This window comes from Aeromonas sp. 603757 (assembly GCF_049171255.1).
Taxonomy (GTDB): Bacteria; Pseudomonadota; Gammaproteobacteria; order Enterobacterales; family Aeromonadaceae; genus Aeromonas; species Aeromonas veronii_A.
Window position 1 is genome coordinate 133655 of sequence record NZ_JAAKOE010000005.1, and the last position, 15755, is coordinate 149409.

General features: G+C 60.9%; 16 protein-coding genes. 3 read left to right on the top strand and 13 right to left on the bottom strand.

Annotated features, from left to right (window positions below):
* Positions 1–30: 30 nt before the first annotated feature.
* On the bottom strand, positions 31–633 hold the full coding sequence (locus tag G5332_RS06840; protein ID WP_216953036.1) for a nitroreductase family protein: 603 nt from the start codon (positions 631–633) through the stop codon (positions 31–33).
* 273 nt (positions 634–906) lie between these two features.
* On the opposite strand from G5332_RS06840, the gene G5332_RS06845 reads away from it, so the two are divergent.
* The gene (locus tag G5332_RS06845) at positions 907–2442 is read left to right on the top strand and encodes a sensor domain-containing diguanylate cyclase (RefSeq protein WP_164536238.1); all 1536 of its coding nucleotides are present in this window, start codon (positions 907–909) and stop codon (positions 2440–2442) included.
* 247 nt (positions 2443–2689) lie between these two features.
* The gene (locus G5332_RS06850) at positions 2690–3172 is read left to right on the top strand and encodes a YMGG-like glycine zipper-containing protein (RefSeq protein ID WP_421311191.1); all 483 of its coding nucleotides are present in this window, start codon (positions 2690–2692) and stop codon (positions 3170–3172) included.
* A gap of 96 nt (positions 3173–3268) precedes the next feature.
* Here G5332_RS06850 and G5332_RS06855 read toward each other — a convergent pair whose 3' ends face one another.
* The 5 genes from G5332_RS06855 to G5332_RS06875 all read right to left on the bottom strand — a co-directional run bounded on the left by G5332_RS06855 (position 3269) and on the right by G5332_RS06875 (position 8217).
* Complete coding sequence (locus G5332_RS06855) at positions 3269–4225, bottom strand: D-2-hydroxyacid dehydrogenase (protein WP_101529536.1); 957 nt, start codon at positions 4223–4225, stop codon at positions 3269–3271.
* 131 nt (positions 4226–4356) lie between these two features.
* Positions 4357–5121 carry a DUF3530 family protein gene (locus G5332_RS06860; protein ID WP_421311192.1) on the bottom strand — a complete coding sequence of 255 codons (765 nt, stop codon included), beginning with the start codon at positions 5119–5121 and terminating at the stop codon, positions 4357–4359.
* A 136-nt stretch (positions 5122–5257) separates the two neighbouring features.
* Positions 5258–5824 (bottom strand): elongation factor P, encoded by a 567-nt coding sequence (gene efp, locus G5332_RS06865; RefSeq protein ID WP_005335100.1) that lies wholly within the window; start codon positions 5822–5824, stop codon positions 5258–5260.
* 45 nt (positions 5825–5869) lie between these two features.
* Positions 5870–7078, bottom strand: a complete 1209-nt coding sequence (earP, locus tag G5332_RS06870; RefSeq protein WP_421311193.1) for an elongation factor P maturation arginine rhamnosyltransferase EarP — start codon at positions 7076–7078, stop codon at positions 5870–5872.
* Between the two features lie 95 nt (positions 7079–7173).
* A complete protein-coding gene (locus tag G5332_RS06875; protein WP_005348017.1) occupies positions 7174–8217 on the bottom strand; it encodes a GMP reductase in 1044 nt (347 codons plus the stop codon).
* 381 nt (positions 8218–8598) lie between these two features.
* Here G5332_RS06875 and G5332_RS06880 point away from each other — a divergent pair, with 381 nt between their 5' ends.
* A complete protein-coding gene (locus G5332_RS06880) occupies positions 8599–9093 on the top strand; it encodes an ATP-dependent zinc protease (protein ID WP_202001782.1) in 495 nt (164 codons plus the stop codon).
* 38 nt (positions 9094–9131) lie between these two features.
* On the opposite strand, the gene G5332_RS06885 is transcribed toward G5332_RS06880, so the two are convergent.
* The 7 genes from G5332_RS06885 to G5332_RS06915 form a co-directional block, all read right to left on the bottom strand.
* Positions 9132–10568: an ATP-binding protein gene (locus G5332_RS06885; RefSeq protein WP_202001785.1), complete on the bottom strand. Its 1437-nt coding sequence runs from the start codon at positions 10566–10568 to the stop codon at positions 9132–9134.
* Positions 10565–11251, bottom strand: a complete 687-nt coding sequence (locus tag G5332_RS06890; protein ID WP_005335091.1) for a response regulator — start codon at positions 11249–11251, stop codon at positions 10565–10567. Before G5332_RS06890 ends, G5332_RS06885 begins: the two co-directional genes overlap by 4 nt.
* A gap of 130 nt (positions 11252–11381) precedes the next feature.
* Positions 11382–12014 (bottom strand): tetratricopeptide repeat protein, encoded by a 633-nt coding sequence (locus G5332_RS06895; protein ID WP_216950292.1) that lies wholly within the window; start codon positions 12012–12014, stop codon positions 11382–11384.
* A 1-nt stretch (position 12015) separates the two neighbouring features.
* Entirely contained in the window at positions 12016–12885 is an 870-nt protein-coding gene (locus tag G5332_RS06900) for an SDR family oxidoreductase (protein ID WP_216950293.1), read from the bottom strand.
* Positions 12886–12919: 34 nt separating this feature from the next.
* Positions 12920–13573, bottom strand: coding sequence for a TenA family transcriptional regulator (locus G5332_RS06905; RefSeq protein ID WP_421249399.1), 654 nt, complete (start codon positions 13571–13573; stop codon positions 12920–12922).
* Positions 13570–15081 (bottom strand): AMP-dependent synthetase/ligase, encoded by a 1512-nt coding sequence (locus G5332_RS06910; protein WP_421249400.1) that lies wholly within the window; start codon positions 15079–15081, stop codon positions 13570–13572. The genes G5332_RS06905 and G5332_RS06910 overlap by 4 nt, the downstream gene beginning before the upstream one ends.
* Positions 15078–15752, bottom strand: coding sequence for a thermostable hemolysin (locus tag G5332_RS06915; protein WP_421249401.1), 675 nt, complete (start codon positions 15750–15752; stop codon positions 15078–15080). Before G5332_RS06915 ends, G5332_RS06910 begins: the two co-directional genes overlap by 4 nt.
* Positions 15753–15755: the final 3 nt, after the last annotated feature.

Sequence of the window (15755 nt, forward strand, 5' to 3'; positions counted from 1 at the left end):
GAGATGCGGGGGCGTTTTGCTATCTGGCCGTTATTTGAAAACGCGGAAACGGGTGGCATCGTCGATGAAGGTCTTGTCGCCGGCCGGTTGCTGGATGCTGCCAAAGGGCATCTGGGCACGCAGCAGCCAGCTGGCTGGCAGGTTCCACTCCTTGCGTACCGCCTCGTCGATGAGGGGGTTGTAGTGTTGCAGGGAGGCGCCGATCTTCTCCTGGGCCAGGGTGGTCCAGACCGCAAACTGGGCGATGCCGGTGGCATGTTCCGACCAGATGGGGAAGTTGTCTGCATAGAGGGCAAACTTTTGCTGCAGATCCTTGATGACGTCGGTGTCTTCGAAGAACAGCACAGTGCCGAAACCTGCGCGGAAGCTGCCATCCACCTTGGCCTCACTCTGGGCGTAGGCCTCCGGCGGCACGATCTTTTTCAGCTCGGCTTTGACGATATCCCACAGCTTATGGTGCTGGGCGCCAAACAGGATGACGGCGCGGGAGCTCTGGGAATTGAAGGAGGAGGGGCTGTGCCTGATGGCATCCTGGATCAGGGCCGTCAGTTGTTCCGGTGTATGGGACACCTGGCTGCCCAGGGCATAGATGGTACGACGTGCTTTGATCTGTTCGATAAACGGACTGCTCATAACATCTCCTTGTTCTGCTTGGCGTTGCAGCCGGTGATGGACGGTGTGTCCAGCGCCGGCCGCGTCAGGTATAGACTATAACACCCGCAATGCAGAGCGGGGTTAACCCGGGGTAACTAGCGTTTTTCCTGTCAGTTGATATTCGTTTGCGAACCTTGATGTTTTGTTAGTATTGGAAATGTCATTAAAGGGGCGTTGAAGTGATATTAATCAATGATTCACTCTCCTTTCTCTCGCACAATCCCGCTATGTTTTCCCCTGTTCGGATGTCATGTGAGCCGCTCGTATCTCAACAAGCGTTACTATGTGCTGGCCCCCCTCTCCGCACTGCTTGGCTTGTTGATCCTGATCGTGACTATCATCATGGCCATTGCCAGCTATCTGCGGGATATCGACATGACGGTATCCGGCTTCGGTCACATGGCTTCCTCCGTTGAGGCGTCCTTGATCCACGAGATGGTGAAGGTCAATGAGCGGCAACTGGCAGTGCTGGAGGGCTCCCTAGACAAGGAGAAGATAGCCCGCGGCGAGCCGGCCGACTCTCCCATCTGGGCTATTGCCCATCAGATCAAGCCCGGCAACCACTATATCTACTTTTACAACCTGAAAGCGGATCGCATCGACAGTTACCCGGAGTGGCTCGCGCCCCCAGGTTATAAGGCAGCGCTGCGCCCCTGGTATCAGGTGACCGCCATGCCGGGCGACGAGCCCGTCTGGTTTGGCCCCTACCCTGAATACAATACTCAGGAGCTGATTCTCAGCCTGATCAAACGGGTGAGGGACGAGCAGGGGCAGTTGCTGGGTCTGCTGATGGTTGACATGTCATTCGACTCGCTGCAGCAGGCGCTGCAGCGCACGGTCGGTAGTAATCAGGCGGCACTCTATCTGACCTTGCGTGACACTGATCAGCTGGTAGTGGGCAGCAATATGGATCTGCTGGCGACCAACACCATCAAGCAGCATCAGAGTCAGCAGTGGCTCGGCCTGGATGTGCTGTGGCATGGGACTTATATCAAGCGTGAGCTGGCGGATATTGGTTGGGATCTCAACATCTATCTGCCGCCAGTACTGTTTCGTGACAGCCTCTACGATGCGTTGCAGATGGTGGTTTTTCCACTGCTCTCTCTGTTTGCCATCTGGTGTTGCAGCCTGAGTCTGCTGGTGCGGATCTTCCGCCAGGAGCAGGAGCTGGTGTCGGGCTCATTGACCGGCATCGTGCGCGATCTGGAGCGTTCAGCGCCTGTCAGTGAGCCCAAGACCTGGTTCGTGCGGCGTAGCCTGAACGAGATCGATCAGGTCAGGGCCAGTTTTCTCAAGGGGCAGGATGCGCTGTTGCGGGATCCCCTGACCGGTATCATGAACCGACGAGCCTTCGAGCAGCACAAGGCGGCACTGGAGCAGAGGGGGGCGTGCTTCTGGCTGCTGCTGTTTGATGTCGATCACTTCAAGGGGATCAACGACAGCCAGGGCCATGCCTTCGGCGATCAGGTGCTGTGTCGGGTGGCCAACTGTCTTGCTGATGTGCTGGGGGTGAGTACGGTTTACCGGATAGGTGGGGATGAATTTGCCGCTCTGCTGCAACAGCCACAGGATGAGTTGGCGGAGAAACTCGGTTGTCTGCTTGAACTGGTGCGTCAGCAACAGTGGCGTGAACACCATGGGCCGATCACCCTGAGTGCCGGCGGCGCCTGCCATTCTCCTGCCGCCGGCCCTATCTTCGAGCGGGCTGATGCTGCCCTCTACCGCAGCAAGGAGGCTGGCCGGAACTGCTGGCATCTGGCTGAAGGGGTGGCAGGGGCCCTTGACTGACAGCTTTTGTCCCAGCGCGCTGACTATTCGACAGGACGCGGCTGCCAGGTTATCGGTCACTTTGTCGTGACTGTCTGGTTCAATGTTAATTTTCACGTTTTAATTCAATAGGTTGATTCTACTCTTCCTGTGTTGGCTGTGACTGTACTGCCATTGACTGTCGCATCCCTGTTTTCTGCTGGCTGGCGAACCTGATAGCTCTTTGTATAGTGCTGCTGATTATTAATCAGGTTTGACAGGAGTATCCATGGATATGAGTACGCGTGGCATCGGTGCTCTGGCTCTGTTGGGGGCGTCATTGCTGGGCAGCACTGCGGCCCACGGTTCGGAAACTCTCAACACCATTCTCGGTGGTGGCGCAGGCGGGGTGGCGGGCACCATGATCGGCAAGGAGTTGGGGGGAGATACCGGTGCGCTGGTGGGGGCTGCATTGGGCGGCGCAGCCGGTGGTGCGGCGACGGCCAACAAGGGCAACAAGAATGAAGCGGCCCTTGGTGGCGCGGTGGGGGCGCTGGGCGGTGCCGCTATCGGCAAGAGTGTCGGTGGCGATACCGGTCAGCTGATCGGCGCCGGGGTTGGCGGGGCGAGCGGTTCGGCCATCGGTGCCAAGACCGGCGATGGCCACCAGAGTCAGGAGCGCTATTACGATGATGACGATGATCATCACCATCACAAGCACCACAAGAAGTACAAAAAGCATAAGAAGCACAGATGGCACGACGACAATTGATGCGTGTGCAGTGAGTGCGGAAGATGCAAAACGGGGCCTGTTGGTCCCGTTTTGCATGGTGTGGTCACTCGATTTTGCGGTGACTCGCTCGTGCGGTTACACCAGCCGGTGCTGGCGGCGACCGGCGGCAAAGGCGTTGATGTTGTCGATCAGCTGGTCGGCCAGTCGCTGCATCGACTCCTCGCTGGCCCAGGCCACATGAGGGGTCAGAATGAAGTGGGGGTATTGCAGCGCCTTCATCAAGGGATGGTCGGGAGGCGGCGGTTCGACGCTCGCCACATCGAAACCGGCACCACCGAGGCGACCGTTGGCCAGCGCTTGCAGCAGCGCCTCCTCATCCACCAACCCACCGCGGCCGACGTTGATCAGCAGGGCGCCCGGTTTCATCAGATCCAGCTCCCGCTCGCCAATGAGGTTGCGGGTGTAGGGGGTGAGCGGGCAGTGCAGGCTGATCACATCCGAACTTTGCAGCAACTCGTCGAGAGGCAAGCGATCCTCGTCGTGACTGGCGCCGACCTGGCTCTGGGCGTAGCGCACACTCATCCCCATCCCTTTGGCCCGCTCGCCGAGCGCCTGTCCGAGCGTTCCTTTGCCGATGATGCCAAGCTGCTTGCCGTGCAGATCCATGATGTTGTGGTCGAAGAAGCAGAACTGGCCGCTCTGTTGCCAGCGCCCCTCCAGCAGCGACTGGCGCCAGCAGAAGAGGTTGCGCGACAGGGCCAGCATCAGTGCCATGGCGTGCTCCGGCACCGAGGGGCCCGAGTAGTTGCGGATATTGCACACCCCGACGTTGGCGGCGCGGCACGCCTCCAGATCCACGTTATCGCTGCCTGTAGCGGCGAGCGCGATGAGTTTGAGTTCCGGCAGTTGGGCCAGCTCGGCGGCGCCGATGCGCACCTTGTTGATGATGGCGATGCTGGCATCTTTCAGCCGCTCGACCACCTGTTCCGGGGTCGTGCTGGGATAACTCTGCCAGTGGTGGGGAAAGTCGGGATGATGCAGGGTGATGCCCGCATCCAGGGTATCGCTGTCGAGAAACACAATCTGCTGCATGTACCTTCCTGCCATATTCGGGTTTGAACCGTCATGATGCCAAAAAGGGCGCCATCAGAGCCAGTGTGCCGCGCCATGGCGGGTGGGCTTTCTCCGGCAGATGTGATGTTGCGCGTGCTTTGTGGCCTTGGTCAGAGCCAGCCCAGATGGTTGAGCCACCCCTGAATGCGGGAGGGGGTTTCGCCCAGTTCCATCAGGGCGTAGGGGCGATAGTTGAGCTTGTGGCTGCGACGGCTCTCGGTCTGGCGTGCCTCGGCCGCCAGCAGCGGCCAGCGGCCGCCATCCTCCTGATAGAGATCCAGAGTAGGGATGGTGCCCTGCGCTATCTCTTTTGCGAGGATCTGGTTGCTCTGCTGGTCGGGGAAGAAGCCATCGAGCAGCACCAGCGCATCGGGGGCGGGCAGCTGTTCGCTGGCGATAAGGTTGGCGGTCCAGGCGGCGCCGGTGCCTTGCGCCAGGATCAGCTTGAAGCCCCCCTCCTGCAGCTTGGCATCGGCCAGCTTGCTGATCCGCTCGGCCAGTTGTTTGCGAAAGGCATCGCTCTCCTTGGCTTTTTTCTCGGCGGCTGGGTCGAGCTCGGTTTGCTGGGGAGAGGGGAGCAGCAGCAGGGTATCAAAGCCCAGCTGGCTGAGGGCTCGGGTTAGTTGCCAGAGCTGACCGCTGCGCTGCCAGTCGGGCAGCAGGATGGCGAGACCCACATAGTTGTCGCTGTCATGCTTGGCAAACAGCACCGTCTGCTTGTCGATCTGGGTAGCCTCGGGTTGCCCTTTCCAGTCGCTCGCTTGCCAGTGATCGAGGGGGAGTGGCTCTGCGATGGGCGGCGCAACGTCGCTCGCCTGCGCGACATGGCCAGCCAGCATGGTCAATAACAGCAGTGATAAGGATAATCTGGCCATAGTGTGCTCCCCCGGTTATCTGGGTTAGCGGCGGCGGTGGGATTTTCTGAAGGGGGAGGCGGCGTTATGGCCGCGAACAGGCAATAAAAAAGCGAGCCGGAGGCTCGCTTTTTTGCAATCAATTCAACGTGGTCAATTAGTTGACGCGACGCTTGAATTCACCGGTGCGGGTATCGATTTCGATCTTGTCACCGATTTCTACGAAAGCGGCAACAGCCAGCTCGTAGGTAGTGCCTTTCAGACGGGCAGGCTTGGTCACTTTACCGGAGGTGTCGCCACGGGCAGCCGGTTCGGTGTACTCAACTTCGCGCACGATGGTGGTCGGCAGTTCTACGGAGATGGCTTTCTCGTTGTAGAAAGTCACTTCACACAGATCTTCCATGCCGTCTACCAGGTAGTTCAGCACGTCACCCAGGTTGTCTTTCTCTACGTCGTACTGGTTGTACTCGGTGTCCATAAAGACATACAGGGGGTCGGAGAAGTAGGAGTAGGTGCACTCTTTACGCTCCAGCTGAACAACGTCCAGCTTGTCGTCGGCCTTGAAGACAGTCTCGGTGGCGCTGCCGTTCAGCAGGCCTTTCAGCTTCATTTTGACCACGGCGGAGTTACGGCCGGATTTGTTGAATTCAGCCTTCTGGACCACCATCGGCTCGGTGCCGATCATGACTACGTTACCAGCGCGGATTTCCTGAGCGGTTTTCATGTAAAAAATTCCTGTTCGTGAAACGGACGGATAAAAACTGCCAGATTATATACGGCTTTCCAGAAATTTCACCAACCTCGTGACGAGATCCCCATCCCGGTGCAGCTTCTGTGACCAGAGTCGCCCATGTTGCTGCCAAATCGCGCTGTATTGCGGCCATTGGGCCCAGAGTGCGCGGCAATCTTCCCCACGGTTGAGAGCCAGATTGAAGCGGCGCAGCCATTGGCCGCAATCGGCAGGCAGATCAGCAAGATAGTGGTCGAGGAACTGCTCCAGTTTGATCAGATGGGCCTCCTCCTCCTGTTGGTAGATATGCCAGAGGAAAGGACGTGCTGCCCACTGGGCCCGCACGAAGGAGTCCTCCCCGCGCACCAGATTGAGATCGCAGCTCCACAGCAGTCGATCGTAACCGGCCTGATCGGTCATCGGCAGCAGCTTGATGGTGAGGTTGCCCGAGTGGAGCAGATCCCCCGCCTTGGCGGTGGTGATGGCCCCTTCAAGGCTTGCGCCGCGCAGCACATCCTGTAGCGAGCGCCCCAGCGGCAGCAGCAGGGTGACGGGTGTGGTGCTCTGGCACCAGCTCTTGACCAGGCTTTGCAGCGCATCGCTCTCGTAGGTAAAGAGGCTGACCCGCAGCTCGTGCTCTTGTCTGGGCGGCAAACCGAGGCTGGCCCAGTAGGCTGCCAGTCCCGCATCATCTTGCTGCCACTGCTCCCGTTCGGTGATGAGGTCGTGCTCGCACAAAAGGCCGCCGGTTTTAGCGGTAAAGCCCGGGAAGAAGAAGTATTTGTTGAGGCTTTTATTGCCAACCCGCTGGGGCGAGGCGAGGCCGTGGCAATCCTCGACCCAGCTCTCCGCCGAGAGGTACTCCAGATTGATCCAGCAGGGGGGCTTGGGTTGGCTCGCCATCAGTTCGGCCATTCGTTCAATGAAGGGGGCGGGCAACTCGCAGGCAAAGGCCTCGATCACCACCTTGGCCGGTGCCATGTCGCTCGGCAGGGTCTCATGCCAGTGCTGGATATAGATGCCTTCGACCCACTGGCCATCCTGCGCCGGGTCGAGCCCGGGGCAGATGCGGGCGAAACTTGCCAGATCGTCCACCCAGAGTCGCACCTGAACCTCATCGCCATGTGCCGCAATATTCCCCTCCCGTTTTAGCTGGCGGGCGAGTCGCCAGGTGACACCGATGTCGCCGAAGTTATCGACGACGCAACAGAAGATATCCCAGTCAAACGGGGGCAGGTGAGTGGTCATGGCTCGGGATCCCAGATGCAAAAAAACCGGTGCGCAGGGTAGCACACCGGTTGACTGGCTTCTAACCGTCAGCGCGTGACGGTCGCTGCGGCAGCTTACTCCTTGCCGTAGACGTTGTTCTCTTGCTCGCGAACCCGGATGAAGGTGGTGCGCTTGGTCAACTCTTTCAGTTGGCTGGCTCCGACGTAGGTACAGGTGGAGCGCACGCCGCCCAGAATGTCGCGCACGGCGTTCTCGACCGGGCCGCGGTAGGGCAGCAGCACGGTTTTACCCTCGGAGGCTCGGTACTCGGCGACGCCACCGGCGTGCTTGTCCATGGCGCTGGAGGAGCTCATGCCGTAGAACTTCATGAAGGGTTCGCCGTCTACATCGACGATCTCGCCACCGCACTCTTCGTGGGCTGCCAGCATGCCACCCAGCATCACGAAGTCGGCGCCGCCGCCGAAGGCTTTGGCGACGTCGCCCGGGCAGGTGCAGCCGCCGTCACCGACGATCTGGCCGCCGAGGCCGTGGGCCGCGTCGGCACACTCGATGATGGCGGAGAGCTGCGGGTAGCCGACGCCTGTCTTGACGCGAGTGGTACAGACCGAGCCCGGGCCGATACCGACCTTGACGATGTCGGCGCCGGAGAGGATCAGCTCTTCGACCATCTCGCCGGTCACTACGTTGCCCGCCAGAATGACGTGGTTGGGGCAGGCTTCACGAATCTTGCGTACGAACTCGACGAAGTGTTCGGAGTAGCCGTTGGCCACATCGACACAGATGAAGCGCAGCGCTTCGGACATGGCGAGGATCTGGCGGGTCTTGGCGAAATCTTCAGCCGAGGTGCCGGTGGAGACCATCACATGGCCCAGCAGCGCCGGGTCGGTCTCGTTGACGAAAGCTTGCCACTGCTCAAGGCTGTAGTGCTTGTGTACCGCGGTCATCATCTCGAAACCGGCCAGCGTGCGCGCCATGGCGAAGCTGCCGACGGTATCCATGTTGGCGGCGATGACGGGTACGCCTTGCCATTGGGTCTGAGTATGTTTGAAGGTGAACTGACGGGTCAGGCTTACTTGGGAACGGCTCTTGAGAGTAGAGCGCTTGGGGCGGAACAGGACATCCTTGAAACCGAGCTTCAAGTCTTCTTCGATACGCATTACAAATTCCTTATTGAGCCTTGTTGAAAGTCACTTTTGCAGTGGCAAATTTTCGGCAGGCGCAAAAAAACCGGTGGTTTTCAGGCCCTCCGGTTTACAACAGTGTAGGCAAAAATCCCTTCAGAACAAGACTGATAATTTGTAAATCCTTGTGGTAGCCTTTGGCGTCACAACCTGAGGTTAACCACCAGTTTCATCCAGCACCGTTCGGTGCCTTGCTCTCCTACGATATTCCCGCCCGCTTGGGCCGCCGTTCGGCCACTCTTTGTCCTCTCTCTCCTGACCCGCCAGATATTATCCAAGTAGCTGAAATAAATCGGATTGACCCACAATGGGACTGTGGTAGATCTGGGCGCAGGATTGACAAGGCAGGGCAGTAAAATGGGCAAGATGATGGTGGGGATCACCCTGATGCTGGCACTGTGTGGCAGTGCGCTGGCTGAGACCCCGGCCAGCTATGGCTGGATCGAGAAGGGGCTTATTTTGCCTACCGGCGTGGCGGTGAAGATGAAACTCGACACCGGGGCGCTCACCTCTTCCCTCGATGCACGCTCCATCACCAGATTCAAACGGGATGGCAAGCCCTGGGTGCGCTTCATGCTGGTGGTAACTGATGCCGACAGCGGCAAGCTGGTCAAACAGCAGTTCGAGCGGCGGGTCGAGCGCAGCGTGACGGTGCGCGGGGCGGGCGGCATGGAGCAGCGGCCAACGGTGACCATGTCCATCTGTCTGGGGGACAAGGTGTATGAGGAGTGGTTTACCCTGCGGGATCGCAGCAAGATGATCTATCCGGTGCTGCTGGGCCGACGTCTGCTGGCGGAGCTGGGCCCGGTGGATGCCAGTCGAACCTTTACCGTGCAGCCAGATTGTCATTGAAAGTAAAGAGCCCGCATCGCGGGCTCTTTACTTATCGCTTATCTTGCCGGCGGGAGCGGGAGTAACACGCTCACCTCCAGCCCCCCTTCCGGCCGGTTGTGGACATCGAGGTCGGCGCCGTGCAGTTGGGCGATGCGTGAGACGATGGCCATGCCGAGCCCCACGCCATCCCCCTGCTGGGGATTGACCCGAAAGAAGCGTTCATACAGCCGGGGCAAGGCACTGGCGGGAATGCCGGGGCCGTTGTCGCTCACATCCACCCTCACCCGGTTGCCCTCTCGCAGTACCCGCACCCTGATCTCGCCCTCTGGCTGGGTGTAGCGCAGCGCATTGTCGATGAGATTACTGAACAGCAGGTCGAGCAGGGTGGCCTGCCCCATCACCAGCTGCGGCAATTCACACTCCAGCGACAGCTGCTGATCCTTCTTGAGCGCGATGGGTGCCAGGGTCGCGAGGGTGCCTTGCAGCAGGTGACCCACCTCCAGTTCGGTCAATACCAGCCCCTGCTGGTTGTCGATGCGGGCCTGGGTCAGTAGTTGCCGGATCAGCCGATCGCTGCGATCGAGGGCCTGCAGCATCTTGTGCAGGGATTGCTGGCGGCTCACTTCATCTTCGGCAGCCAGGGCATTTTCACTGTGGATCCGCAGTACCGCCAGCGGGGTGCGCAGCTCGTGGGCCGCCTCGTTGGTGAACTGCTTCTCCCGCTCTATGGTCTCCGCCAGCGCCTGCATCAGCCGGTTGATCTCGTTGGTGAGGGGGGTCAGCTCCTGCGCGCTTATCTTGAGGCTGAGCGGGCTCAGGTTGGCGGGGTGACGTTCGCTGATGGCCTGGGCCAGCTGGCGCAGGGGGGCCAGCCCGCGGGTGATGAGCCACCAGAGCAGGGCCAGCAGGAAGGGGAGAGTGATCAGCAGCGGCAGCATGGTGAGGGTTGCCATCTTGCTGGCCAGTTCGCTGCGCTCGTCGTCCCGCTCGGCTACAACCAGCCAGGTCTGCTCCTGCTGGTTGTAGAGAGTGAAGGTGCGCCACTGGTGGTTATCTTTTTCGACCGTGTCAAAGCCGATGGCCAGGGTGACCAGCGGCTGCTCCGGGGCGCTGGGGGCGCGCAGTAGCAGGCCGCCCTTTTCATCGAGCAGCTGGAAGTAGAGATTGCGTTCGAACTCGTGGCCGTAGGGGGTGATCTCCCGATCCTCGCCGGTCAGGTTGAGGCTGGGGTCTTTTTGCCACTCATCGGGATTTTGCGCCTCCCACTCCTGATAGACGGTGCCGTTGGCGGGCAGTTGCCCCTGCTGGGCCATGTAGCGGGCCAGCAGCTGGTTGGTGATGCGCGCCGACTGGGCTAGGCGGGCATCAAACAGCTCCTCCATTTCGTGGCTCGCCTCCATGTAGCCGATAAAGGCGCTGATGGTGAGACTCAGGCTTACCAGTGTCAGGATACCGGTGAGCAGAAAGCGGCGAATGGAGCGCGGGCGTTTCATCGTGCGGGTGTCCGGCTTGGCTGTTCGAGCTGGGGAATGATGTAGCCGACCCCGCGAATATTGCGGATGAGGTCGCTGTAGAACTTCTTGCGCAGATGGTGGATATGCACCTCTACCGCGTTGCTCTCGGCCCCTTCATCCCAGCCGTAGAGGCTCTGTTGCAGCTGATCCTTGCTCAGCACCCGGCCGCTCTGGCTGATCAGCTCCTGCAGCAACTTGTATTCGTGGGGGGTGAGTTTGACCGCCTCCCCCTGATAGGTGACCTGCTGGGATTCGGGATAGATAAGGATGTCGCCATACTCCAGTACCGCCTGAGCCTGCCCCTTGCTGCGGCGAACCAGGGCGCGCAGGCGTGCGTTGAGCTCCTGCAGGGCGAAGGGCTTGACCATGTAGTCGTCGGAGCCAGCATCGAGGCCAACCACCCGATCGTCCAGCGCATCGCGGGCGGTGAGGATCAGCACCGGCAGCTGGTGTCCTTCACGCCGCAACTTGCGCAGCAGGCTGAGGCCGTCGATGTCGGGCAGGTTGAGATCGAGGATCAGGGCGGCGAACTCGTCGCTCTTGAGGGCTGCCAGAGCGGGCAACCCCTGTTGCAGCCAGTCCACCGTGTAGCCGCTATGGCGCAGTGCATCCTGCATACCATCCCCCAGCATCACATCATCTTCCACCAGCAGGATCCGCATTCTTTTCTCCCTGTTTGTTGGGTGTGGCGATCTGGCTCAGCGCCAGGGCGTGCCGTGGCATAAACAACCCTGCCCACCAGTATGCAAGCTGGTGGGCAGAGTTTAAATAGTTCTTTGATCCATCAGGATTTTATAGCTTGGCCAGCCGATCGCGGATCTCCATTCTGCGCCCTTCGTCGGCCACTTCGCGGCCCGGGCGAGCCGGGGCGGCCAGCGCCTTGTCGAGATAGGTTTTGGCCTCGGCCTTGCGACCCTGATCCAGCAGGAAGTCGCCATAGAAGAAGTTGGGGTCGATGCCATCCGGATTGATGGCCAGCGCCTGCTTGAGCAGCTGCTCTGCCTTTTCGTCATCGCCAAAGCCGACCGGCCAGCCGGGCACCTGATAGTAGAGGGAGCCCAGACTGGTGTAGGCAGAGCCGTCCAGCGCCTTGGGATCCTGCTTGAGCGCCAGCTCCAGCTTGGCTTTGGCCTCTTTCACCAGACCCAGTGCCCCCAGCCCCCCTTTGGCCCCCGCCCAGGTGCTCTTGACGATGGCCGACCAGATCAGCAGATCGGCGCGAAAAGGCTCCTTGGCGCTGGCCGCTTCGGCCTGGGTGCTCAGGGTTTCGAGGCAGCTCTCTTTCGCCTTGCCGCTCTGTTGATACTGGCAGACGGCCCACTGTTGCTGGATGGGGACGAGGGCATCACCCGCGGCCATGACTGAGGTGGATCCCAGCAGGATGGCGATGGCACAAGAGGTCACTGATTGACGGAAAAAGTTCATATTAATGCTCCTTCTTGGTCGGGATCGGGCGGGACAAGTCTGGTTGTGGCGCGCTGTTGGCGCCAGCATCAGCCGTCCCTGGCTGAAGATGACGGGCATAACGTTTGATGATCGGCAGCTGTCTGGCCAGCGCCTTGTCGACAATGCCGGGCAGCATGGCATTGAGCCGCACGAACAGTTTTTCCGGCCAGCCGAGCCAGCTGCGGCGGGTTTCGTTGCACAGGGCGATGACCGCCTCTTCGGCCACCTCCTGCGGGCTGTCGGTCTGAGTGCCGAGCGCCGCATTCATCTCGTAAGCAGCCTCGGAGTTGAGCTTGGTGCGGGTGGCGCGGGGGGCAAAGTGCAGCACCTTGATGCCGCTCCCCTCCAGCTCCCGTCCCAGCGCTTCGCTAAAGCCGCGCAGGGCAAATTTGCTGGCGCAGTAGACGCTGTAACCGGGGTAGCCGATGCTGCCCAGGCTCGAGCCCATGTTCATGATGATCCCCGGCTTGCGCATGGTTGGCAGCAGGGCACGGGTGAGCTGGATCGGTGCCTCGATATTGAGCAGCAGTTGGCGCTCCACCTGCTCAAAGCTCTGATCTTCCAGCCAGGCAAACTGGTTGCAGCCAGCGTTGTTGATCAGGATGTCGATCCCATGCTCCAGCGCCGGGTGTTGCAACAGCTTGGCCCGCTCCTGTGCAGAGCCGAGGTCGGCGAGCACCACCTGATGGCGCTCGGGATGAGGCAGTGACTTGCACAGCCGCTCCAGTGCCGGGCCGCGACGTCCGTGCAGCAGCAGGCGGGCCCCCTGGGCGGCCAGCTCCTGTGCCAGCTCCTCACCTATGCCACCGCTGGCGCCGGTGAGCAGAACGAGTTTCCCTTCAAGGTTCATGGTATGGATTCCCTTTTTGCTGTCTGCTGCCGACTTACGGTGTGGCGGTGAGGTTGTAGAGCATCTCGCCATAGAGGCGGTAGACCACCTTGGCCCCGTGGATGATGGCGGCCTGATCCGCCGGACTCTCGACCCGATCCATCAAGGATTCAAAGAACTTGAGGTGCTCCTGATCCAGGGCGCCGTGGGAGCTCAGGTAGCTCATCGCCTGGGGTGGCAGGCCGAGACCCTTTTTCAGCTGATCAGCGACGGTGAGGGCGATGGCCACGCTGGTGCCTTCCAGTACCTGCACCATGCCGAAGAAACCCATGGGGTTGCCGCGCTGGATCTGGTCGTAGAGGAAGGCGACCATCAGCTCGATGGGTAGCCCCGGCTGGCCGTGGCGCACCGCCTCGGCATCGCCGCCACAGGCGCGGATATCGCTTAAGATCCACTCCTGATGGCCATACTCCTCGTCGATGTACTCGGCAATGGCGCCGCGCACCCACTCGTACTCCTGACCCAGCTTGCCGCCGGTGGCCATCAGCAGTGGAACTGTGTGGCGCACGTGGTAGTAAGCCTGCGCCAGAAAGGCGAGATAGGTGTCACGGCTGATATCGCCATGGCGACAGGCTTCGATGATGGGGGCGTTGAACAGATGCTCACGCTCCTGAGCAGTGGCTTGTTGCAGAGTCTGATAGAAGCTCATGACGGTTCTCCTGTAAGGCATTGGCTGATTTGCCGGGAAAAGTGTTGGTAAATCTCGTTGCGACGGGGGCGCCCGTTGGCGGTCAGCAGGCCGGGATGTTGATCCAGCGCCACCGGCAACCAGTGGTGCAGCCGGGCATAATCGGGCAGCCGCTGGTTCAGGCCTGCGATCTGGCGTGGCAGATCCGCCTCTTTCCCCGGCAGGGGCTGGATCAGCGCCACGTTGGCGGGTTGACCATCGCCAAACACCACGATGCGGGCGATGGCGGGGCAGAGCTGTGCTTCGGCCTCTACCCACTCGGGGGAGAAGTTGCGGCCAAAGGCGGTGATCTGGACATTCTTCTTGCGCCCGGTGATATGGAGGTAGCCCTCATCATCCAGATGACCCAGATCGCCTGTGGCGATCTGCATGGCAGAAGGTTCGCCGGTGGCGATCTGTTCGGGAGTCGGTTCGTTGCTGCCGAGATAGCCCAGCATGGCACTGCCGCTCACCATAATTTCGCCGTCGCTGGCGATGGTGACCTGACAGTGGGGCAGGGGGCGGCCGACGCTGCCGGGCTTGTCAGCATCCGGGCTGTTGAGCGCCACCACGGAGCCACACTCCGAGAGGCCATAACCTTCGTATACCGGCAGTCCGAGCTGGCGGGCATGTGTGATCAGATCGGGGGCTACCTTGCCGCCACCGACGGCAATAAAGCGCAGGCTCTTGAGCTGCTGGGCCAGCGTCGGGGTGCTGGTGCAGAGCGCCAGCAGCAGGCGCAGCAGTTCGGGCACCAGCACCAGACTGTGGGTTGGCCAGCGCAGCAGGGCCTCCCCCAGCATGGCCGCATTGAGCGAACTGGATCCGGTGAAACCGAGCTCCCCGAGGGACGGAATGCGGCTGCAGGCGCCGGTCAGCAGCGGCACATAGAGGCCGGTGATGTTCTCAAGCAGGGTCGCCAGCGGCAGCAGGGTCAGGTGTTTTTCCACCTTGGCTGGCGCGACTCGCTCGGCCAGCGCATGGCTCACCGCCATCATCTGGGTCAGTGACAGGCAGACGCCCTTGGGCTGACCCGTGGTGCCGGAGGTGTAGGTGATCTTGGCGGTGCCCTTGGGCAGCGCCGGTCGATTGGCTGGTGCGTGGCGCCAGAGCGGCACTGTTTGTTCAACATGAGGACCGGTGATCAGCGAGAGCGGCTCGGCGGCATGCCACCCCTGATGATATGGGCCCACCAGCGCATCGGCGCCGCTGCTCTCCAGCAACCAGGCCTGCTGGGCCTGACTGAAGAAGTGGGGCACAGGGATCACCACGATACCTGCGCGGGTGCAGGCGAGATCCAGCAGCGCCCAGGGCAGGCCGTTGTCCAGTTGCAGCGCCAGACGGCTGACGTCGAGCTGTTGCAGCTGGCTGGCCAGACGCTGGATCTGTTGCCACAGGGTCTGGTAATCGAGGCGCTGCTGGCTGCTCAGCAACGCAGGAGATTGCGGATCCTCGTGGGCATGCTTGGCGATGGCGTCGAACAGGCTCATTGGGCGCACCTTTTTTGATGGGGCTGGTTATCACTGCTCTTGCCGGCATCGTCAAACAGGGTCGGCATGGGGGCCAGCAGATTGAGCAGCAGGCTGCGCTGGGTCAGCACCTCGCGCCCCTGATTGATGTCTCCCACCATCACCTTGGGTTGGCAACGGTAGTACTCACCCCAGGCGTCGGCGTCGGCTCCCACCTGATGGGCTTGGGCGGGGGCCAGCTCCACCGGGTTGAGTTGCAGGCGGGCAAAGCTGTTGCGCAGCTTGGCAGTGCCGGTAAAGACCACGTAGTCGAGGGCGTTTTCACACAGCAGACGACACAGGGCCGCGAACATCAGGCGGGCATTGCCCGGTTCGCTGCAGGCCAGATTGCCCACTTCGATAATGCGGTTGCGTGCCGGATAGACTCCTAGGCGGGTGTTGATGGCGGCCTCGATGGGTTGCTCCAGATACTGTTCCAGATAGAGAGGCCCCTCACTGGCATGATTGAGACCACAGGCACCGACCAGCGTCCCATCCGCCCGATATAGCCCCAGCAGACAGGGGAGGAAATGGGGGATGCGGGCGTTGAACTCGAGGGTGTAGGCGGCCTGGATATAGGTTTGCAGCGCCATGACCTGCTGCGGGGACTTGGCTAGCAGCAATCGGTAGGGGGCCTGGATCTCGATGGTCATGGG

Excerpts from the sequence above, each read along its gene's own strand:
- G5332_RS06840 (WP_216953036.1), bottom strand. The coding sequence starts at position 633 with ATGAGCAGTCCGTTTATCGAACAGATCAAAGCACGTCGTACCATCTAT.
- G5332_RS06850 (WP_421311191.1), top strand. The coding sequence starts at position 2,690 with ATGGATATGAGTACGCGTGGCATCGGTGCTCTGGCTCTGTTGGGGGCG.
- G5332_RS06855 (WP_101529536.1), bottom strand. The coding sequence starts at position 4,225 with ATGCAGCAGATTGTGTTTCTCGACAGCGATACCCTGGATGCGGGCATC.
- G5332_RS06860 (WP_421311192.1), bottom strand. The coding sequence starts at position 5,121 with ATGGCCAGATTATCCTTATCACTGCTGTTATTGACCATGCTGGCTGGC.
- efp (WP_005335100.1), bottom strand. The coding sequence starts at position 5,824 with ATGAAAACCGCTCAGGAAATCCGCGCTGGTAACGTAGTCATGATCGGC.
- earP (WP_421311193.1), bottom strand. The coding sequence starts at position 7,078 with ATGACCACTCACCTGCCCCCGTTTGACTGGGATATCTTCTGTTGCGTC.
- G5332_RS06875 (WP_005348017.1), bottom strand. The coding sequence starts at position 8,217 with ATGCGTATCGAAGAAGACTTGAAGCTCGGTTTCAAGGATGTCCTGTTC.
- G5332_RS06880 (WP_202001782.1), top strand. The coding sequence starts at position 8,599 with ATGGGCAAGATGATGGTGGGGATCACCCTGATGCTGGCACTGTGTGGC.
- G5332_RS06885 (WP_202001785.1), bottom strand. The coding sequence starts at position 10,568 with ATGAAACGCCCGCGCTCCATTCGCCGCTTTCTGCTCACCGGTATCCTG.
- G5332_RS06890 (WP_005335091.1), bottom strand. The coding sequence starts at position 11,251 with ATGCGGATCCTGCTGGTGGAAGATGATGTGATGCTGGGGGATGGTATG.
- G5332_RS06895 (WP_216950292.1), bottom strand. The coding sequence starts at position 12,014 with ATGAACTTTTTCCGTCAATCAGTGACCTCTTGTGCCATCGCCATCCTG.
- G5332_RS06900 (WP_216950293.1), bottom strand. The coding sequence starts at position 12,885 with ATGAACCTTGAAGGGAAACTCGTTCTGCTCACCGGCGCCAGCGGTGGC.
- G5332_RS06905 (WP_421249399.1), bottom strand. The coding sequence starts at position 13,573 with ATGAGCTTCTATCAGACTCTGCAACAAGCCACTGCTCAGGAGCGTGAG.
- G5332_RS06910 (WP_421249400.1), bottom strand. The coding sequence starts at position 15,081 with ATGAGCCTGTTCGACGCCATCGCCAAGCATGCCCACGAGGATCCGCAA.
- G5332_RS06915 (WP_421249401.1), bottom strand. The coding sequence starts at position 15,752 with ATGACCATCGAGATCCAGGCCCCCTACCGATTGCTGCTAGCCAAGTCC.